Genomic DNA, 21451 nt, shown 5'->3' with positions numbered 1-21451 from the left:
CTGCTAGGGCGATGATGCATGAAAATAAAATGGGCATAATTGTTGATTGTACCTGTTTTTATTTTACAACAAAATAAAAACATAAGGAGGAGTCTCTTATGGCTCGATATACTGGTCCAAGCTGGAAAATTTCCCGTCGTCTTGGAATCTCTCTAAGCGGAACTGGAAAAGAATTAGAAAAGCGTCCATACGCTCCAGGCCCACATGGTCCTAACCAACGTAAAAAAATCTCTGAATACGGATTGCAGCTTCAAGAAAAGCAAAAGCTTCGTCATATGTATGGCGTGACTGAGCGTCAATTCCGTAATTTATTTGATAGCGCTGGTAAAATGCAAGGTAAACATGGTGAAAACTTCATGGTATTACTTGAATCCCGTCTTGACAACGTAGTATACCGTTTAGGTTTAGCTCGTACTCGCCGTCAAGCTCGCCAACTTGTAAACCATGGCCACATCACTGTCAACGGCAGCCGTGTGGATATCCCATCATTCCGTGTACAAGCTGGTCAAACAATCGGCGTACGCGAAAAATCACGCAACTTTGATATCATCAAGGAAGCAATGGAAGTTAACAGCTTCGTACCTGAATATTTAACTTTCGATGCTGAAAAATTAGAAGGAACTTTCACTCGTTTACCAGAACGTTCTGAACTTCCAGCTGAAATCAATGAAGCATTAATCGTTGAGTTCTACTCTCGTTAATCTTTCATGGATTCAAGAACCTGCCATTCCATGGCAGGTTTTTTTATATTAGCAATTAAAAAAGACTCGAACTATTAATTCGAACCTTTTTCCGTTTTATGTCACCTTTCACTGACGCACCCTGTTTGTTGAAGTACATATTTTCACAATATCATCAAAACAAAAGGCTGCTGCAAAAGACTAAACATTTCGTTTCTCATATTTAAATGGGTCTTCACACGAGTAAATTTCATGGAAAAAACCTTTATACGGAATATCGTCCTCTAAGCATTTTATGAGATACGACAACTCCTCATCACACTCTGGTTTTTCACCATTGTGCCGTAACACCTCAAATGCATCTACAATACCTTCCAGAATGGTTACTTGGATAAATAAGGGCAATTTATCCAACATCGAATTTTCGATACCGGTCTCGGATTTATACCCCTTGAGAACTGTTTCAAAATAATTATCCATGAACATTTTCCGTTTACCAGCATCTGGTTCAAATTGTATCCAGCCAACTCCGTGCGTCCAGTGACCTGCCAGATCAAACATATACCAAAAATAACATGAATTATCAAAATCATATACGGTAATTTGCCCGGTATCAAAATCTATTGAATAATTCCCGTCGTTGTAATCAAAATGGACCATACCGAAAGATTCACTATTCCTGTCCAATCCTTTTAAGGTTTCAAGGAGGTCAAACATCTTCTCCTTCAGAAGTGGTAATGAACCGGGTATCAGTTTCTCGATATATTCAGCAGTGTATTTATCAAAAAAACTATACCGACTATGGATAGGAGTGTATCCTTTTGATAATTGGTGCATTTTCCCTAAGGTTTTACCGCAATTATAATAGTATTCGGTAATTGGAATTCCTTCTCGGTACCTATAATTATTTTCCACAAGCATTTTTCCTTTAGCCTTTTTAAACATGCAGATAAAAAAAGTATGATTATTATGGGTTAACTCTTCCAGCAAATTCCCCTTCCGAGAGTTGACTACATCCGAAACACTTCCGCCATGTTCGAATAAATACCTGATATACTCCACTTCACCCTGAAAATCTTCCCGGATTCTGTCATTTAAGAAGGAGATTCTGAGTATTTTAGCGTCGGTGCCTTCTTTTTCACAGGTATAAACGACATTGCGCCCTCCAATATGTGCCTTAACCGGATTGATTTCATAACCTTCCAACCCGTACAACTCTGATACTAATGGAAGTATGTATGCATCCCCGATTTTAACTATCTCGTTATAAATCATAAACCTCCCCCTAATTTTTTCAACTAAATAAAAGTATTCTATATCATTCAAGCACATCCTTTTTTTTGCAAATAGTTGCTTATTGAACTAGCAGGGGAAAGGACTAACCATGGTATATGATAAAAAGACAACTTCTCGGTCACTTTGGTCTACAAGGGCATTTTTTTTTATGTGTAAGCCAAGAATGAGTTTTTATCACCCCTAAAACGGTTATGTTATTAAAAGAGGTGATATAATTTGTTTGAAAAAAGAACCGGTGAAGTATTGACAGATATCATGATAGACTGGGGCATCGACCACATTTACGGTCTCCCAGGGGATTCCATTAATGAATTGATGGACGATTTACGAAAAAAACAAGAAGAAATTCGTTTCATCCAAGTACGCCACGAAGAAACCGCAGCACTTGCTGCAGGAGCCTATGGCAAATTAACAGGAAAGCTTGGTGTTTGCTTATCCATTGCAGGTCCTGGGGCAATCCACCTCCTGAATGGTCTCTATGATGCTAAAGAAGACGGAGCACCCGTATTGGCACTTGTCGGCCAGGTAACGAGCGATGAAGTCGGAACGGATGCGTTCCAGGAAGTGCATTTGGAAAGACTTTTCTCAGACGTGGCCGTATTCAGTAAACGGGTTCAATCTGAGCACCAGCTTCCGGATTTATTGAATCAGGCGATCCGGGCTGCCTATACTGAAAAAGGTGTCAGCGTATTGATCATCCCTGATGACTTATCTGCTCAACCCTACAAAACAAAAGAGCCGCTAACATCATCAGTGAAGGTGGAACAGGAAATATTCCCTTCTGTCCAGCAACTGGAAGAAGCCCAAAATCTCATCAACAACGCGAAAAAGCCCATTATACTTGCTGGAAAGGGCGCGAAGGGCGCCAGGGATGAACTTCTCTCGTTTGCTGAAAAGATAGGGTCCCCGATCATCATCAGCTTATTGGGGAAAGGTGTCATCCCTGATGAACATCCTTACTGCCTCGGTCACCTTGGGCAAATCGGAACCCGACCGGCATATCACGCCATGAAGGATACCGACCTGCTGATCATGATTGGAACATCATTCCCTTACAGGCAGTTCCTGCCGAAGGATGCAAAGGCGATTCAAATCGATATCGATCCTCGTAAGATTGGGAAAAGATACCCCATTTCGATTGGCCTTGCAGGCGATTCAAAAAAGATACTTTCCTGGCTGAATGAAAAGGCACATTACTCCTCGGATACATCATATTTGGAAAAGGCACAAAAACAAATGGAGGAATGGAGAGCAGACCTGGAAAAAGATGCCCATGAAAAAACCGATCACATCAGGGGCTCTCAAGTGATGGTCGAACTGCAAAAAGTCCTGCAAGATGATGCCATCCTTTCTGTTGATGTCGGCAACGTGACCGTATGGGCCTCCCGCTTCCTGAACCTGACCAATCAAAAAATGATTGTATCAGGCTATCTGGCTACAATGGGATGCGGCTTGCCTGGGGCGATTGCAGGTAAAATCGCATACCCTGATAAGCAAGTCGTCACGGTAAGCGGCGATGGGGGCTTCACCATGGTCATGCATGACTTTGTCACTGCGGTTAAATATAACTTGCCTATCATCGCGATAGTCCTTAACAACAGCAAGATCGGAATGATCGAATATGAGCAGCAGGTTAAAGGCCATCGCAACTATGAAACAGGATTGGGCCAGCTCGATTTTGCCAAATTTGCCGAAGCCTGCGGAGGGGAAGGATACCGTGTAGAAGACCCAGATCAATTGGAAGCTGCGATGAAAAAAGCCGCACTTTCTTCCAAACCGGTAATCCTCGATGTCGTTACGGAGCTGCAGCCTCCGCTGCCAGGGAAAATCACATACGACCAGGCTATTCACTACACTGAATACTTAATCCAGGAATTCTTTGAAAAAGGAAAAGTGGATATGCCTCCATTCAAAAAAGCGATCAAACGATTATTTTAATTCCAGCTCTTTTCTCCCTATATACGCTATTTTGAAGCTGAAGCTTTGCTTAAACAATCATACTTTATTAGAGCAACAATGTTTGAGGAAAGAGCCTTTTTATTAAAGTTTTTCACAACAAAGAGTCCATCCCGGTCTGGGACGGACTCTTTGTTTTTAACTCTTTTCGTAAAGTTTGTGTAAGGTTGATTTCCACTGCAGGATGCTCACTTTCCGAGGGGCCTCACACGAGGTGAGGTCGTTCGATGTTGGCACACGACGTGCCGAACTTAATCGAACTTCCTCCTTTCTCCTCCTCGCTCCGCTGCGGGGTCTTATCCTGCCCCGCTGTTCCCTCCGGAGTCTCGCACCTTCCACTCCAATCAACAACACCTTAGGATGAATTAGTTTCAAACTAGCTGCTGAAAACAACTATAGTTCCAAAAATAGCTATCATTCACATTAAACATAACGAATCAAGTAGTACTTTTTCTTACCTCTTCGGATGATGGTGAATTTCCCTTCCAAACGATCATCTTCTGATAGGGTATGATTCACATCCGTCAGGCGCTCGCCGTTAAGATAAACAGCCCCATTTTGAATGTCTTCCCTTGCCTGACGCTTAGAGGATGATATTTTGGCATTGACCAATAATTCAACGAGTGTGATATCCTCATCTTTGTTTTGTTCAAATGACGGAACATCCTTGAATCCTTCAGCAATCTCTGCGGCACTCAATGTTTTTACGTCCCCGCTGAACAGTGCTTCCGTAATTTTGATCGCCTGCTCCAATGCTTCCTCACCATGGATCAAACGCGTCATGGATTCAGCCAAGGTCTTCTGGGCTTTTCTTAAGTGCGGCTCATTTTCAACAGATTGCTCCAGCGCTTCAAGATCCTCTTTCGAAAGGAACGTAAAATATTTGAGATATTTGATAACATCTGCATCGGCGGTATTAATCCAAAACTGGTAGAACTCATAAGGAGAGGTCTTTTCCGGATCGAGCCAAATCGCTCCACCCTCCGTCTTTCCGAATTTGGACCCATCCGCTTTTGTCACCAATGGAATCGTGAGGCCAAATGCTTTCGCTTCGCTTCCTTGATTTTTGCGGATCAATTCAAGACCTGTCGTGATATTCCCCCACTGGTCACTTCCTCCGATTTGCAGCTTACAGTTGTAATGCTCATACAAATGATTAAAGTCCATTGCCTGCAAAATGGTATAAGTGAATTCCGTAAACGAAATGCCTGTTTCCAGCCTGGAAGCAATCGTATCCTTTGCCAGCATGTAATTGATGCCGATATGCTTCCCGAAATCACGCAGGAATGTAACCATATCAATGGAACCGATCCAATCGTAGTTGTTGACCATTTGAGCTCCGTTTGAACCAGTGAAATCAAAGATGCTCTCCATCTGACCTTTGATGCAGTTTGCATTATGCTGGACCGTTTCCAACGTTTGGAGCTGCCTCTCTTCGCTTTTACCGCTTGGATCTCCAATCAAACCGGTTGCCCCTCCAACCAGAACTATCGGACGGTGTCCATGCTCCTGGAACCTTCTCAATGTTAAAAATGGAAGCAAATGACCGATGTGCATACTATCTGCAGTGGGATCGACCCCACAGTAAATCGAAATTTTTTCACTGTTCAATAATTCTTTTAGCCCTTCTTCATCCGTCTGTTGATAAACGATTCCTCTCCATGCTAAATCATTCAATAATTCCATCCTTATTCCTCCTTCGGTAGATTGAATCCTCTTGATTCATCCAATAAAAAAAGCATCCCTGAAAATGCAGGGACGCTTGAAGCGCGGTACCACCCAACTTAAGAATCAAATGATTCTTCACTTGAATTCGATAACGGAATATCCGTTTGCTGCTACTTTCGTTTTCACAGCAAAAGCTCTAAGTTGTAATTCATCAATCTATTTGCATCGGTTTGCACCGTCCACCGACTCTCTAAACTGCAGTGATAGCTGACTACTTTAACCTGTCATTGCCTACTATTGAATTTTATCAGATAAAATTTTTTTATCACATTTTAAAAATATTGTCAAACTAAATGAAGAAATATAGAGAACTTTGTCATATCTCTTCATATAATATGCTATAATGGTTGTGATTTTAGGGGGAATGATGAAATGAAAGAAAAATGGAGCCAATTCAACGAAAAAATAAGCTCATTATATCATAAAATCCAAAACAACCGGCTGCAAAAAGGAGCACGAATTACATACGGAGTATTATGGAACCTTCTGCTCATCTTCGTCATCGTTGTCGTGGCAGGAGCGTTTTTCGCCGGCGGCGTAGGGGCAGGCTATTTTGCCTCATTGGTAAAAAAAGAGCCTGTACGTTCTTACAGCGAAATGAAAAAAGATATTTACAATTATGAAGAAACTTCCAACCTTTACTTTGCCAATAACGTTTACCTTGGCAAGCTCAGATCTGATATTGACCGTGAAGAAGTTTCCATCAACAACATTTCTCCATATTTAAAAAAGGCCATAGTCGCAACGGAAGACCAATATTTTTATGAGCATCACGGAGTCGTTCCAAAATCGATTTTCAGGGCCATGTTTCAGGAATTCACCAACTCTTCGGTTCAAACAGGTGGAAGTACCTTAACACAGCAATTAATAAAAAACCAAATTCTCACAAACGAGGTTTCCTTTGAACGAAAAGCGAAGGAAATTTTATTGGCGCTTCGGTTGGAAAAATTCTTTAATAAAGATGAAATCCTCGAAGCTTACTTGAATGTATCGCCATTCGGAAGAAATTCCTCCGGACGCAATATCGCAGGAGCGCAAGCAGCTGCAAAAGGCATCTTTGGTGTGGAAGCAAAAGACTTAAGCCTTCCACAAGCCGCATTCATTGCCGGTCTGCCCCAAAGCCCATATGGATACACCCCATTCACCAACCAAGGGAAGCTGAAAAGCGAGGATGGTTTGAAGCCTGGCCTTGATCGGATGAAGATCGTATTGAAGCGGATGAACGACAATGGATTCATTTCCGATAAACAGTATCACGATGCATTGAATTATGACATAGTAAAAGACTTTATTCCTTCAAAACCAAGTTTAATTGATAAATATCCTTGGCTGACATTCGAAATTGAAGACAGAGCTTCAGATATCATATCGAAAATACTGGCCAAAAAAGACGGATATACCGAAGAAGATTTGAAAAAGGATAATGAACTCAAAGATAAATATAAAACATTGGCGAGCCGCAACCTTCGTCAAAATGGATATAAGATTCATACAACGATTAATAAAGATATTTATGATGCAATGCAGAAAGCAAAAGACAGCTATGATCAATATGGTCCGACCCTGACAGAAACCATCACAGATAAGGAAACTGGACAAAAGGTGCAAAAACCGAATCCTGTGCAGGTCGGCGCCATTCTTATACAAAACCAAACAGGGAAAATCCTGAGCTTTGTCGGAGGAAGAGATTTCAAGACTGAACAGCTTAACCATGCAACACAATCCCACCGATCAAATGGATCGACGATGAAGCCGCTTGTTGATTATGGTCCAGCGATGGAACTGGGCAAATCAGCCCCGGGTGCAGTTTTGCCTGATGTCGGGTTGGCTTTGAATCCTCAAAAGCCGAATGAAGTATATCCTCATGACTATGTGGAAACAAGCTTTAAGGGACTCGTGACCGCCCGTTATGCACTGGCCAAATCCTATAACGTTCCGGCAATGAAAACGTTCGTAAGCATAATGGATAATCCGTCATCCCATTTCCTCGAGAAAATGGGTGTAACTACTGTCATTCCATCAGACTATCAACATCGATCCTTGGCATTAGGGGGAATTCATTACGGCATTTCAGTTGAAGAAAACGTAAATGCATACGCTACGTTTGCCAATGGGGGACAATTTGTCGATGCGTATATGATTGACAGCATCTCAGATAAGGATGGAAAGACGATTTTCAAGCATGAAAGCAAGCCAGTGGATGTATTCAGTCCGCAAACCTCATACTTAATGCTCGATATGATGCGTGATGTATTGAAATATGGTACCGCTGCTTCCGTTCCTAGCCACTTGAAGTTCTCAACTGATTGGGCAGGCAAAACCGGGACTTCCCAAGATCAGCATGACTCATGGTTTGTCGCCACGAATCCAAATGTAACGATGGGGACCTGGACAGGCTATGACATTCCTGAAGATTTAAAAGCTGCCATAAGCAGGCATGGCGGCGGTGAATCATACAGTCTCCGTAACTTGGGCATTTGGAGCAAGCTGGCCAATGCAGCCTATGATGCTGATCCAAACTTGATGGATCCTAAGGAACGCTTTAAAATGCCGGGAGGAATCGTTAAGAGATCCTATTGTGCAGTTTCAGGTAAGCTTCCTTCAGAAGCATGCAGCAAAGCTGGATTGGTAGAAACAGATTTATTCAATGCCAAATATGTTCCGAGTGAAACCGATGATAGCTTGGTGGATGGCAAATACGTTGAAGCAGGCGGAAAGAAATATCTTGCATTGCCGACAACACCTGCTGAGTTTTCCAAATCAGGCTTGATCTTGAATCCTGATTTCGTAAAAGAAATAACTAACGGCTGGATGGTAAATCCAGATCCGAGACAGCTAATACCAAATAACCCAAAATGGAATAAAATTTTAGTTCCAGATGATAAAATTGAAGATGACGGCGCTGTTCCTGGTGCAGTAAAAGCAAGTGCCTCCGGCAATAAACTTAGCTGGACATCCTCTCCAAGCAAAGATGTCATCGGCTACAGGGTTTACAAAATTTCCGGAAGTTCCATGCAGAAAGTTGCTTCGGTTTCTTCTGGATCAGCTCATACCGCCAATGTCGGAAATGGAAAATATACCGTGATGGCCGTTGATATTGCAGGAAAGGAATCTTCATCATCTAATGTAGTATCGATTGGCAGTTCAGAACCTGCTTCAAAACCGGACAAGCCGGATAAGCCAGATAAGCCGGATAAACCGGGTAAAGGAGATAACGGAGGGGGAGACGGAACAGATCCAGCGACCCCTCCTACAGATCAGACCGATCCAACAAAACCAGGCTCGGGGGATGGAACACAGGATCCCCCTCCAAAAGACAATCCTTGATAAACAAAAGAGGAGATCGTGAAAATTTCACGATCTCCTCTTTTTATTTGGCTATTTTCGTAAAGAGTGTTGTTAAAATCCTAATGCCGATTTCCAGCTCTTTTCTCCCTATAAACGCTATATTGAAGTTGAAACTTTGCTTAAACAATCCTACTTTAGTAGCTATAGCAGCAATGTATGAGAAAAGAGCCTTTTATTTTAGTCTTCCATTGTTGATAAATCCCCTGTAGGCAAATCCAATTCCCATGCTTTTAAGACTCTCCGCATGATTTTTCCGCTTCTGGTTTTTGGAAGCTTATCGCGGAACTCAATTTCCCTTGGAGCTGCATGTGCAGCAAGACCTTTTTTGACGAACTGGCGTATTTCTTCCTTCAGTTCATCGGTCGTTTCGTAGCCATCGCGCAGCGCCACGAATGCTTTAATGATTTCTCCACGGACTGGATCCGGCTTTCCGATGACCCCTGCTTCAGCAATGGCGGGATGCTCGACCAGCTTACTCTCCACTTCAAATGGACCGACCCTTTCACCCGATGTCATGATGACATCATCGACGCGGCCTTGGAACCAGAAATATCCGTCCTGATCCATATATGCGGAATCACCGGACACATACCAATCACCAGGCATGAAATAAGACTGATACTTCGGCTCATTTTTCCAAATGGTATGCATCATCGATGGCCATCCTTTTTTGATGGCAAGGTTCCCCATTCGATTTGGGGGCAGCTCATTTCCTTGATCATCAATGATTGCAGCCTTGACTCCGGGGATCGGCTTACCCATCGAACCTGGTTTGATATCCATGCTTGGATAGTTGCATATCAATTGTGCACCTGTTTCTGTCATCCACCAAGTATCATGGATCCTTAAATTAAATACTTTCATTCCCCAGCGGATGACTTCAGGGTTCAATGGTTCTCCTACACTTAAAACATGGCGCAAGCTGGACAAATCAAACTTTTTCACGACATCATCCCCTGCCCCCATAAGCATGCGGAAGGCAGTTGGTGCACTGTACCAAACAGAGATGCCGAAATCTTCGATCGTCTTGTACCAATTCTCCGGTTTAAAGCGTCCGCCGACAATGACGTTGGACGTGCCGGTCAGCCATGGCCCGAATATTCCATATGAAGTCCCTGTTACCCAGCCGGGGTCTGCTGTGCACCAATATACATCGTCCTCATTAAGATCGAGCACCCATTTAGCCGTTTGATAATGCTGGATCATGGCATTATGGACATGCAGGACACCTTTTGGCTTGCCGGTTGATCCTGATGTATAGTGAAGGATCAATCCATCCGTCCTCTCTACCCATTCAATTTGGGCATGGGGATCGGCGCTTTCCATTTTACTTAAGAAATCAATATATTTTTCATCTTCTTCAATATTTTCGCCTACTAAAAAAATGTGTTTTAATGCAGGAAGCTCATTTACAGGAACCCTTTCAAGAAGCTCGGGGGTCGTCACAAGAACTTTCGCTTCACTGTCCTCCAAACGATCCTTTACCGCACCTTCCATAAATGCTTCGAATAACGGACCAACAATCGCTCCCAATTTGATGGCTCCCAAAACAGCAAAATACAACTCCGGTGAACGCGGCATGAAAATAAATACCCGATCCCCTTTTTCAACATCTCCAAAGCTTTTGAAAACATTGGCTGCCTTATTGCTTTCTTCCTTCATTTCCTTGAATGTGTACTTTTCGTTCCTGGAAGCATCCCGGTAATAAAGAGCCACTTTGTTTTTTCTAAAGGTCTCTGCGTGCCGATCGATTGCTTCATATGCAAGATTTACTTTCCCTGTTTCATACCAGCTGAATTCCCGCTCCACTTCTTTCCAGTCAAATGAATGATATGTGTCTGAATAATCCTTTAATTGATAATCTCCATTTGTCGGTGATAGCGCTTCCACTTTCATTTGCCGAATCCCCCTTTATGTATGAATTTACATTAATATTATAGTACAAAAAAGTATTTTTCTCAATTTTTTAACTATTTTTAAGTTTTCATCAACTCATTCCCTTGTTAATATGTTAATAGATAAAGAGAATGAAAAGAACAATGATGTGAAAGCGCTTTTATTTATCTGAAATTATGTATAATAGTGAGTATGGAAGTTTTACAAGGTGGTGACCAAATGGAACATAAAAAAACATATAATGTCATGGAATTAAAAACAACAAAAGGCTTCTTAACAATTGAAGGGCCGATTTCTTCAGATCAACTGAAGAAGATGGATTTTCACGAAGATCTCGTGGCCTTCCGTCCGCCTTCCCAACAGCATAAAGCATTGACTGAAATTGCAGCTCTCCCTGAGGGAAGAATAATTATAGCCCGAGATCATAATACGATAGTCGGGTATGTGACGTACCTTTACCCTGATCCATTGGAACGATGGTCACAGGGAAAAATGGACAACCTCATCGAGCTTGGTGCGATCGAAGTAATTCCAAAGTATAGAGGGAGCTCTGTAGGAAAAAGCCTTTTGCGTGTCTCCATGATGGATGAGGCCATGGAAGATTACATCATTATCACAACAGAATATTATTGGCACTGGGATCTTAAAGGAACCGGATTGAATGTATGGGAATATCGAAAAGTAATGGAAAAAATGATGAACGCAGGCGGCTTGGTCTGGTACGCAACCGACGACCCGGAAATCAGCTCACACCCGGCAAACTGCCTGATGGCCCGCATCGGCAGCAGGATCGACGACGATTCCATTCAACAATTCGACCGATTGCGCTTTATGAACCGTTTTATGTATTAACAGGCTTGTAAAAAAGGCTGCGAACTATTATTCTATCAATCTCTAAGGTGTAGGAGAGGAAACAGATGCTCGTTGAACAAATCATGAAAAAAGATGTCACGACGCTTGGACCCGAAGACACAATAAGGACAGCTATCAGAATCATGAGGGAGAAAAAAATCCGCCATCTTCCGATAGTCAATGAACAAAAAGAAGTGATTGGCCTGGTTACCGACAGGGATGTTAAGGAAGCGGCTCCGTCCATTTTCCAAGAAAACAGGCATGAGGAAGAAATCAATAAACCTTTGCGCTTGATCATGAAATCAGCCATCATCACTGGACATCCATTAGACTTTGTGGAAGAAATCGCTTCGGTGTTCTATGAACACCACATCGGATGCATGCCCATCACAAAAGAAAAAAAATTGGTCGGAATCGTCACCGAAACGGACCTGCTGTATACATTGGTCGAACTGACAGGGGCAAACCAACCTGGATCACATATCGAAGTGAAGGTCCCGAACAAAACAGGCATGCTTTATGAGGTCTCAGGCATCATCCGCAAGCATAATGCCAATGTCCACAGTGTCCTTGTCTACCCTGACAAGGATAGTGAACAGCACAAAATCCTGGTCTTCAGGGTAAAGACCATGAATCCAATGAAGGTCATCGAAGAATTGAAGAAACAAGGGCACACGGTTCTATGGCCAAATATGCCGGGGATTTCGTCATGAAGAAAGAAGCTTTATTTGTGTATTCCGATCAGCTTCTATCCTACCGCTTCTCAGAAAAGCATCCTTTCAATCAATTCAGATTGACATTGACACTGGATTTATTAAATAAATTAAACGCAATTAAGCCATCTGATATCATCCCTCCACGTGCTGCTTCTGACGAAGAGCTGAACATGATCCATAATTCAACCTATATCAATGCAGTGAAGGCTGCAGGGAAAAGTGAATTATCCTCGGATCAGGCAGAGGATTTTGGTCTGGGTACGGAAGATACCCCGATTTTCCAAGGGATGCATGAGGCCAGTTCGCTTTTAGTCGGTGGTACATTGACAGCCGTTGATGCCGTCATGTCCGGTGAGAGTGATCACGCCCTTCACCTGGGCGGCGGCCTTCATCATGGGTTCCGTGGAAAAGCATCAGGATTTTGCATTTATAATGATTGCTCAGTAGCAATCAAATATTTAAGGGAGAAATATGATGCCCGCGTCCTTTACGTTGACACGGATGCACATCACGGAGACGGGGTGCAATGGTCATTTTACGATGATCCCAATGTCTGTACCCTTTCCATACATGAGACAGGAAGATACTTATTTCCTGGAACAGGCAATGTAACCGAAAGAGGGAGTGGAAAAGGCTACGGTTTCTGCTTCAATGTTCCATTGGACGCTTTTACGGAGGATGACTCTTGGATAGATGCATACGATACCGCTTTTCGGGAAGTGATTGAATATTTTAAGCCCGATGTCATCCTGACACAAAATGGTGCTGATGCGCATTACTTTGACCCTCTCACCCATCTTTCTTCAACGATGCGTATCTATAAGGAAATTCCCAGGCTTGCACATGAACTTGCACATGCCTATTGTGGCGGCAAGTGGATTGCAGTCGGGGGAGGCGGATATGACATATGGCGGGTAGTCCCAAGAGCTTGGTCTTACATATGGCTTGAAATGACAGGGCAAATGGATTTCGCGGAGCGAAATGTGCCCAAAGACTGGATAGCCCGCTGGGAGCAGCAATCCCCGGTTGAATTGATTCCTACATGGGATGACCCATCCAACCTTTATAAACCCATCCCTAGAAAAGGGGAAATAACCGAAAAGAATAGAAATACTGTGGAAAAAGCGCTTTATATCATTAGGCAAAACGAACGTTCACGGAATGGTTCGGAGTAGCTAGTTGAACGCCAAAAAGGATAACCTCAATCGGTTATCCTTTTTTGGTGATGGGCTTTGGCAGCCTAATTATTTTGTCGAGCTTCTATGTTCAATTCGATGAGGCAATACGACAATATTTTCGTTCACTTCTTCTTTATTCATATACTTGGTCAACAAGCGCATCGCAACCGCTCCGATATCATATAGGGGCTGGACGACTGAAGTCAGCTGCGGCCTTACCATCAATGCAAGGCGTGTGTTATCGGAGGTGATGACTTCAAGATCATCCGGAATGTGGAGTCCAGCATCCTGTGCACCGTGAACGACTCCAAGGGCCATTTCATCATTGCCGACAATGGCTGCAGTTGGCCGCTCTTTTAATTCACTTAGTTTTTGCCATGCTTCCATTCCTGAATCATACGTATAGTCGCCTTCGACAACCAATTCTTCGTCAAAGGATAGGCTCGAATCGTTCAGTGCTTTTTTGTAGCCTTCCAGCTTTTGAGCCTGATTGATGGTATCATGGAAAGGACCAACGACGAATGCCACTTTCTTATGGCCTTTATCTATTAGTTCTTTTACTGCATCGTATGTCGCTTGATAATAGTCGATATTGACGGATGGAGTTTGTCCCGAGCTTTCGACTGAACCTGCCAATACAATTGGTACAGGTGACTTTTCAAATTCTTCTACATGTTCTTCCGTGATGTTCCCGCCCATGAATACTATGCCGTCCACTTGTTTTCCAAGCATGGTATTCAATAAATGAAGCTCTTTTTCCTTATTTTGATCGGAATTGCTCAGGATGATATTGTATTTATACATCGTGGCAATATCCTCGATTCCCCTTGCCAATTCAGCAAAGAAAATGTTGGAAATATCAGGGATGATCACTCCGACAGTCGTCGTTTTCTTACTAGCAAGACCTCTTGCCACCGCATTTGGCCGATATCCGAGACGGTCGATTACTTCCATCACCTTTTTTCTTGTAGCGGGTTTAACATTAGGGTTTCCATTTACGACCCTTGATACAGTAGCCATGGAAACATTTGCCTCCCTGGCAACATCATATATTGTGATGTTCATTACCAGCACACTCCTTCGTACATTTCGACATTTATTTATTTTATAGCATAATATCCAGATCTAGTCATGCATTCTTTAGCATAGGTGCATCGGTGAAAAAACCATCCGATCGTCACTGGAAGCTTTTCGAAAGAGTCCTTCAGAAAAACTTAAATTATGTTACCTATCATACGATAGTAAGCTCTTACAAGCAATTAATTCACTATTATTTTGCCTAGGAATTCACAATTTAACTCATAAATCTCATAAAAAGACAAAAATAGAAGCTGATGCCTTCAGCACCAGCTTCCCGTATTGCATTATCGATCCATAATTTCCCTATACTTTTAAGGGATGGTTCTTTAATAATGTTGAATAAAAATCATCGAATTGTTTTATGTCCATTTGCTGTGCAGAATCGGACAACGCGACTGCCGGATCAGGATGTACCTCTGCCATTACCCCATCAGCTCCGATAGCCAATGCTGCCTTGGCGGTTGGAAGCAGCAGATCCCTGCGTCCGGTTGAATGAGTTACGTCAACCATGACAGGAAGATGCGTTTCCTGCTTCAAGATTGGCACAGCAGAAATATCCAGCGTATTGCGGGTCGCCCTCTCATATGTGCGAATGCCGCGTTCGCAAAGGATGATATCGCCATTTCCCTGCGACATAATGTACTCTGCCGCATTAATGAACTCTTCAATCGTTGCTGCTAAGCCTCGCTTCAATAACACCGGTTTTTTCACTGCCCCTGCAGCTTTAAGCAATTCAAAGTTCTGCATATTCCTGGCACCGATTTGAATAACATCTATATATTCCACTGCTTTTTCAACATCTGCGGGATTCACAATTTCACTGACAACGGCCAAATCAAAGTCGTCCGCAATTTTCTTTAAGATTTTCAATCCTTCAATGCCTAGTCCTTGGAAGTCATATGGGGAAGTCCTTGGTTTGAAAGCACCACCGCGCAGCATTTTCAACCCTTTTGCCTTGATTGATTTCGCCACTTCGGCAACCTGTTCATATGATTCAACCGCACATGGACCAAAGATATAATGAGGATTTCCATCACCGATTTTTTCACCTTTTATATCAACGATCGTATCTTCAGCTTTCTTCTTCCTTGAAACGAGAAGTGCTTTGCGATGATCATCCTTTTGAAGCTCCAGCCCCGCTTTGAAAATCTCCTTAAAGATATGCTCAACAGTTGAATGCTCAAAAGGGCCGTCATTTTGGTCCTTGATCAAGTCAAGCATTTTCCTTTCACGAACTGGATCATACCTGTTCACACCTTGCTTCTCTTTCACCTTGCCTATTTCTTGTACAAGGCGTGCTCGCTCGTTGATTAGTTTTAATAGATCCAAATTCATTTCATCCACTTGCTGCCTTAATTGATCCAGCTCTTTATTGCTCACTGATGCTCATCCTTTCCCTGGGCAAAAAATTTAAAAAGAATTATCCAGTAGAACAATTCTTTTCCATAAACTTAAATTGTGTTACATTTTTCATATATTAGGGTTTATTATAAGGGATAAAAATCAAAAAGTCACGAAAAAACTTTATTAATTAAACGCTTTTAAGTATTAAAGTATTTTATGATAAGAATTCAAAGTAGGTGTGTGCAATTGCTGAAAAATAATAAAGTGTTTGCCCTTGATATCGGCACGCGATCTGTGGTGGGCATTATTCTTGAAGAAAAAGACCAAGTATATCATGTCACTGATTTGCTTGTACGGGAACATAAAGAACGTGCCATGCTGGATGGACAAATTCACGACGTCCTCGCAGTGTCAAGGGTCATACAAGAAATCAAAGCGGAACTGGAACAAACGCATGGCCCTTTGGAAAAAGTATGTGTGGCCGCTGCCGGCAGGGCTTTAAAAACGGAAATGGCGACTGCCAAGCTTACGATCAAAGGCAAGCCAATGATCAAGAAACAAGATATATTGCATTTGGAATTGACCGCTGTCCAGCAGGCCCAGGCATTCGCCGCTGAAAAAAATGACAATGAAAAAAGCTATTACTACTATTGTGTAGGCTATTCAGTTCTTTACTACCGCCTCGATGGTGAAGAAATCGGCAGTTTGATCGACCAACAGGGCGATGAAGTATCTGTCGAAATCATTGCAACCTTCCTGCCAAGGGTTGTGGTGGAATCCCTCATATCCGCATTGAATCGTGCCGGCTTGGAAATGGAAGCTCTTACCCTTGAGCCAATCGCGGCGATCAATGTATTGATCCCCCCTTCGATGAGACGGCTCAATGTTGCTCTTGTAGATATTGGGGCTGGCACATCCGATATTGCCCTCACGAATATGGGAACAGTTGTAGCGTACGGGATGGTCCCTGTGGCAGGAGACGAAATTACCGAGGCGCTTAGCGACCAATTACTCCTGGATTTTCCCCTGGCCGAAAAAGCCAAGAGGGAATTAAGCAAGAATGAAACCATTCAAGTCAAAGACATCCTAGGGTTTGAATCTACTCTTGTCAAAAAAGAAGTCGTTCAAAAAATATCTTACTCGATCGACAAACTTGCACAAGCAATCTCCAATGAAATTCGATCCTTGAACAATGGCCAGCCTCCCAAGGCCGTCATGCTCGTAGGAGGTGGAAGTCTGACTCCAGAACTTCCCGAAAGATTGGCGCATATATTAGAGCTTCCAGCCAACAGGGTTGCCATTAGAGGCTCGGATGCCATTCAAGGATTAACCATCGAATCCGGCATCAGCAGTGGACCCGAATACGTCACACCTGTGGGAATAGCGATTGCAGCTAAAAAGTCACCGGTCCAATATATAACCGTTCAAGTGAACGACCGCCCCGTCAGGTTATTTGAAGTCAAGAAACTTACGGTCGGAGATTGCCTGCTTGCATCCGGGCAAAAGATTTCAAAGCTTTATGGGAAACCAGGCATGGCCATCATGATTAATTTTAATGGTCAAACTGTGACAATTCCCGGCCAGCACGGGAAAGAACCGACCATACTAAAAAATGGGGCCATATGCGAACTAAGCACTGAAGTTCATCACGGGGACACGATCAATACAGAAAATGGAAAGGATGGAGATCCCGCCAAAGTCAAGATCATTGATTTTATCGATCAAATCCCGACAAAAAGTATATCAATCAATGGTGAAGAACATACCCTTGAAATGTCCATTTTTAAAAATGGATATAAAGCAGATTTACAAGAATATCTGGCAGATAAAGATACCATTGAAATGACATTTCCTCAATCGATCGAAGACATATTGAAAGTACTTCCAATGCCGGTAAATCTTAAACCCTTCCGAATTAAAATTAATCGCAAGGATACATTCCTGCCATCGTTTTCCGGGAAGGTCCTTATCAATGGCAATGATGGAAGGCTGCAAGATCGAATTAATGAGCATGATTCCATTGAACTCATTCCTGCTTCCAATCCGAGTGTTAAAAACATTGCGGCATTAAAGCAGTGGCAGCTGTCATATTCCATCGAAATCACATTTAACGGACAGAAGCTGAAATTAGAAAAGCCCGCAGCAATCATTAGCAGACAAGGGACTCCATTATCTTCAGACGACACATTGGAGTATGGAGATGAAATTGAAGTGGAGATCAAGACAAGGGAGCCATTCATTTTCCAAGACTTGTTCCGACACGTCGAAATTGAAATGCCAAAGAAAGCCTGCGGAAACTTCAAACTATTAAAGAACAATGAAATCACCACCTTTTATGAAGAAATCAATTCTGGCGACGCCTTGGAAATTGTTTGGCCCATGGCGGAAACAAAATGAAAATAAAGCGGGCATCCTGCAGCGGAAATCAACTTTACTCAATATTTGAACAATAGCTACATTTACGAAAAGAGCCAATAGTTTTTAGTCTAGAGCCAAAATAATGACAAAATGAAAGAGCTGATATGATATCAGCTCTTTGTCATTTGCTTCTCCAATTCATTTTTTGTAATCCTGCTATGGGACGCATGCCATAGCACCTCTCCATGATCGACCAGGAATGCTTGAGGCGATTCATGTTTGATGCCGAATGTTTCTGCAATATGATTGGATAGACTCCGTGATTCCTGTACAGCTAAATAATATCCCTTCGCATCGGTTTGATCCAAAAATCTGTTAAATTCCTGATAGGCATTTGCACTGATTGGACAAGTCAAACTGTGTTTCATGAAGAAAAAATGATTTTCTTTCTTCAAAAGCTCATTAAATTCTTCTACTGAATCGATTTTCATGTGGTGCCTCCTTCATTTTCTTTGTCTCTTCTCGTAATCAAAAACCAAACGGTGAAGGAATCCTCCACCGTTTTATTCTTCCTAATTTTTATTGAATTATTGAGTTACATTTTTTTCGGTTTCATCGAATGCTTTTTTCGTATCTTCAAGCTTTTGATTTAATTCATCGACGGAAGCAGAACTTTCTTCCGGATGATTTTCCAATTCCCCTGCAGGCTGTTCTGCACTGCGGAAATTTTTGACTTTATTGACCAATTCATTAGATTGGACAGCTTGGGAAATAGCCGAAGTCTTTTCTTTGGCAACTGCTGCCCATTCATTTCCTTTTTCAACGGCAGAGTCTTTCCATTGCCCTGATTTCTCTTTAAGGGTGGTAGCCTGCGTGTTAAGATCACTTCTTAGTTCTTTACCTGATTTGGGTGCTAAAAACAGGGCAGTTGTTGCACCGATTATACCTCCGATTAGTGCTCCAATGACAAAATCCTTCGTGTTGATATTTTGTTCATTACTCTCAGTAGTATTCGTTTCGTTTAACTGTGCCATGTTAATTTCCTCCCTAATGGTTTTTTAAGATCTTGATCTTTGTACTGCATGTTCCCGAAGCTTGGATGGCTTCGAATTTATTTCTACAGGCAGCTGTGGAGCTTCTTGTTCCCTTCTTTTGGATTTCCATTTATCTCGGATTTCCATGAAGACATTGCTCCATTGCACCACTTGTGAAATTTTATCTTGATTTTTCTCCACTTCGTTTGAAATGGATGTTGAAACCTTTTTAATGGAATGATTAAGACCTTGTATGGAATCCCCTACGTCCTTCACTGCAAAGACAACAGTATTCAATTTCTCTGATTTATCTTGGATATCCTCTGCCAAACTATTGGTTTTATGAAGCAAGTCGGTAGTTTCTCGCGTGACCCCTTGAAGCTGGGTCTCAAGCCCATCAAGGGTTGTAGAGACGCTATCCATCGTTGACTGCAATGATTTCAATGTTTTTGATAGGTTAATGACTAAAATGAGGAATGCCACTGCCACTAATGCAGCGCTCAAATAAAGAATGATGATCAATATGTATGCACCTCCTGTATATATAAATGCTGTATACCCGATTTGATAATTTCGCAAACGACTTTATTATATTTTCTAGAGTAAATGAAATTATCCTCCTATTTCACAGAAAATTTTTTAGCTCCTTTAAAACCTTTCTATTCAACATTCTTTTTGAATTCGGTTACAATGTATATGTACGTTGAAATATTCTTTATTTGGAGGAAATACATATGAAAGATCCACGTATTGAAAAGTTAGCCAAGAACCTCATTAATTATTCCGTTCAACTTCAGCCGGGTGAAAAAGTCTTGATCGAAAATTTCGGCCTTCAAAAAGAATTGGTAACTGCATTGGTGAAGGAAGCTTATGAAGCAGGCGGCTATCCATTTGTATCCCTCAAGGACCAGCAAGTTGATCGTGCCTTGCTGATGGGGGCCCAAGAAGAACAGTTTAACATGATAGCTGAGTTTGAAGCTAATGTTATGAGCAAGATGGATGCTTATATTGGCCTGCGTTCCGGCGACAACATTAATGAACAAGCCGATGTCCCGGATGACAAAATGAAAATCCAGGGAAATACTGTAGGCAAAAAAGTACATCGGGAAATCCGTGTACCAAAAACAAAATGGGTCGTTCTTAGATATCCAAACTCTTCCATGGCGCAATTGGCTAAGATGAGTACTGAAGGATTTGAGGATTTCTATTTTAATGTATGCAACTTGGATTACAGCAAAATGGATAAAGCCATGGACAACCTTGTTGAATTAATGAACAAGACTGATAAAGTACGTTTGACTGGAGAGGGAACGGATTTAACATTTTCGATCAAAGATATCCCTGCCGTTAAATGTGCTGGCCGCCTGAACATTCCAGATGGAGAAGTTTATTCTGCGCCTGTCAAGAATTCCGTGAACGGTACGATTACTTACAATACACCGTCTCCATATCAAGGCTTTACGTTTGAGAATGTTTCTTTGACGTTCAGGGATGGGAAAATCGTTGAAGCGACAGCCAATGATTCAGAGCGAATCAATAAAATCTTTGATACTGATGAAGGAGCACGCTATGTCGGTGAATTTGCCATCGGCGTAAACCCATATATCCTTCACCCTATGCAGGATATCCTTTTTGATGAGAAAATCGATGGAAGCTTCCATTTCACTCCAGGCGAGTGCTATGAAGATGCCTACAATGGAAACCATTCAAATATTCACTGGGATATGGTCATGATCCAGCGTCCTGAATACGGCGGTGGAGAAATTTATTTTGACGAGGTGCTCATCCGCAAAGATGGCCGCTTTGTCCTGCCTGAATTAGAATGCTTGAATCCCGAAAATCTTAAATAAACCTGATTTTGCAAGCCGCATGAAGTTTTTATTTCAATGCGGCTTTTTTTTGGCTATATTTCAACACTGCCTTTCATTTTAGCTGCAAAGAGACCCAGCAAATGGGTGAACTTAAAAAAGGACCCGGAAATCCGG

At 42.2% G+C, this 21451-nt stretch carries 16 protein-coding genes and 1 other annotated feature; of the genes, 8 read left to right on the top strand and 8 right to left on the bottom strand.

Annotation, left to right across the window (positions count from 1 at the left end):
* Positions 1-98 precede the first annotated feature (98 nt).
* The gene (gene rpsD / locus D9X91_RS00565; RefSeq protein ID WP_121678611.1) at positions 99-701 is read left to right on the top strand and encodes a 30S ribosomal protein S4; all 603 of its coding nucleotides are present in this window, start codon (positions 99-101) and stop codon (positions 699-701) included.
* Between the two features lie 180 nt (positions 702-881).
* Here the strand turns inward: rpsD and D9X91_RS00560 are convergent, their stop codons facing one another.
* A complete protein-coding gene (locus D9X91_RS00560) occupies positions 882-1955 on the bottom strand; it encodes a phosphotransferase enzyme family protein (protein ID WP_199738057.1) in 1074 nt (357 codons plus the stop codon).
* A gap of 237 nt (positions 1956-2192) precedes the next feature.
* Here D9X91_RS00560 and D9X91_RS00555 point away from each other — a divergent pair, with 237 nt between their 5' ends.
* Positions 2193-3914, top strand: coding sequence for a pyruvate oxidase (locus D9X91_RS00555; protein WP_121678610.1), 1722 nt, complete (start codon positions 2193-2195; stop codon positions 3912-3914).
* 441 nt (positions 3915-4355) lie between these two features.
* On the opposite strand, the gene tyrS is transcribed toward D9X91_RS00555, so the two are convergent.
* A complete protein-coding gene (gene tyrS, locus D9X91_RS00550; RefSeq protein ID WP_121678609.1) occupies positions 4356-5618 on the bottom strand; it encodes a tyrosine--tRNA ligase in 1263 nt (420 codons plus the stop codon).
* A 65-nt stretch (positions 5619-5683) separates the two neighbouring features.
* Positions 5684-5897: a binding site (T-box leader), on the bottom strand.
* Positions 5898-6032: 135 nt separating this feature from the next.
* On the opposite strand from tyrS, the gene D9X91_RS00545 reads away from it, so the two are divergent.
* Positions 6033-8987: a transglycosylase domain-containing protein gene (locus tag D9X91_RS00545; protein WP_121678608.1), complete on the top strand. Its 2955-nt coding sequence runs from the start codon at positions 6033-6035 to the stop codon at positions 8985-8987.
* 198 nt (positions 8988-9185) lie between these two features.
* Here D9X91_RS00545 and acsA read toward each other — a convergent pair whose 3' ends face one another.
* Positions 9186-10904 carry an acetate--CoA ligase gene (gene acsA, locus D9X91_RS00540; RefSeq protein WP_121678607.1) on the bottom strand — a complete coding sequence of 573 codons (1719 nt, stop codon included), beginning with the start codon at positions 10902-10904 and terminating at the stop codon, positions 9186-9188.
* A gap of 219 nt (positions 10905-11123) precedes the next feature.
* Between acsA and D9X91_RS00535 the strand changes: the two genes are divergently transcribed.
* The 3 genes from D9X91_RS00535 to D9X91_RS00525 all read left to right on the top strand — a co-directional run bounded on the left by D9X91_RS00535 (position 11124) and on the right by D9X91_RS00525 (position 13647).
* Positions 11124-11756, top strand: a complete 633-nt coding sequence (locus D9X91_RS00535) for a GNAT family N-acetyltransferase (protein ID WP_121678606.1) — start codon at positions 11124-11126, stop codon at positions 11754-11756.
* A gap of 65 nt (positions 11757-11821) precedes the next feature.
* Positions 11822-12469, top strand: a complete 648-nt coding sequence (locus tag D9X91_RS00530) for an acetoin utilization AcuB family protein (RefSeq protein WP_121678605.1) — start codon at positions 11822-11824, stop codon at positions 12467-12469.
* A complete protein-coding gene (locus D9X91_RS00525; protein WP_121678604.1) occupies positions 12466-13647 on the top strand; it encodes an acetoin utilization protein AcuC in 1182 nt (393 codons plus the stop codon). The genes D9X91_RS00530 and D9X91_RS00525 overlap by 4 nt, the downstream gene beginning before the upstream one ends.
* A 69-nt stretch (positions 13648-13716) precedes the next feature.
* Here the strand turns inward: D9X91_RS00525 and ccpA are convergent, their stop codons facing one another.
* Entirely contained in the window at positions 13717-14715 is a 999-nt protein-coding gene (ccpA, locus tag D9X91_RS00520; RefSeq protein WP_121678603.1) for a catabolite control protein A, read from the bottom strand.
* Positions 14716-15033: 318 nt separating this feature from the next.
* Positions 15034-16110 carry a bifunctional 3-deoxy-7-phosphoheptulonate synthase/chorismate mutase gene (locus D9X91_RS00515; RefSeq protein WP_121678602.1) on the bottom strand — a complete coding sequence of 359 codons (1077 nt, stop codon included), beginning with the start codon at positions 16108-16110 and terminating at the stop codon, positions 15034-15036.
* Between the two features lie 210 nt (positions 16111-16320).
* Here D9X91_RS00515 and D9X91_RS00510 point away from each other — a divergent pair, with 210 nt between their 5' ends.
* Entirely contained in the window at positions 16321-18471 is a 2151-nt protein-coding gene (locus D9X91_RS00510) for a cell division protein FtsA (RefSeq protein ID WP_121678601.1), read from the top strand.
* Between the two features lie 131 nt (positions 18472-18602).
* Here the strand turns inward: D9X91_RS00510 and ytxJ are convergent, their stop codons facing one another.
* The 3 genes from ytxJ to D9X91_RS00495 all read right to left on the bottom strand — a co-directional run bounded on the left by ytxJ (position 18603) and on the right by D9X91_RS00495 (position 19988).
* Positions 18603-18923, bottom strand: a complete 321-nt coding sequence (gene ytxJ / locus D9X91_RS00505) for a bacillithiol system redox-active protein YtxJ (RefSeq protein WP_121678600.1) — start codon at positions 18921-18923, stop codon at positions 18603-18605.
* A 96-nt stretch (positions 18924-19019) separates the two neighbouring features.
* Positions 19020-19466, bottom strand: coding sequence for a YtxH domain-containing protein (locus tag D9X91_RS00500; protein WP_121678599.1), 447 nt, complete (start codon positions 19464-19466; stop codon positions 19020-19022).
* A gap of 24 nt (positions 19467-19490) precedes the next feature.
* The gene (locus tag D9X91_RS00495; protein ID WP_121678598.1) at positions 19491-19988 is read right to left on the bottom strand and encodes a DUF948 domain-containing protein; all 498 of its coding nucleotides are present in this window, start codon (positions 19986-19988) and stop codon (positions 19491-19493) included.
* A gap of 212 nt (positions 19989-20200) precedes the next feature.
* Between D9X91_RS00495 and D9X91_RS00490 the strand changes: the two genes are divergently transcribed.
* Positions 20201-21316: an aminopeptidase gene (locus D9X91_RS00490; protein WP_121678597.1), complete on the top strand. Its 1116-nt coding sequence runs from the start codon at positions 20201-20203 to the stop codon at positions 21314-21316.
* The last annotated feature ends 135 nt before the right edge of the window (positions 21317-21451 follow it).

It is taken from the genome of Falsibacillus albus, assembly GCF_003668575.1.
Taxonomy (GTDB): domain Bacteria; phylum Bacillota; class Bacilli; order Bacillales; family DSM-25281; genus Falsibacillus; species Falsibacillus albus.
This window is presented reverse-complemented; position numbering and strand designations above follow the sequence as displayed.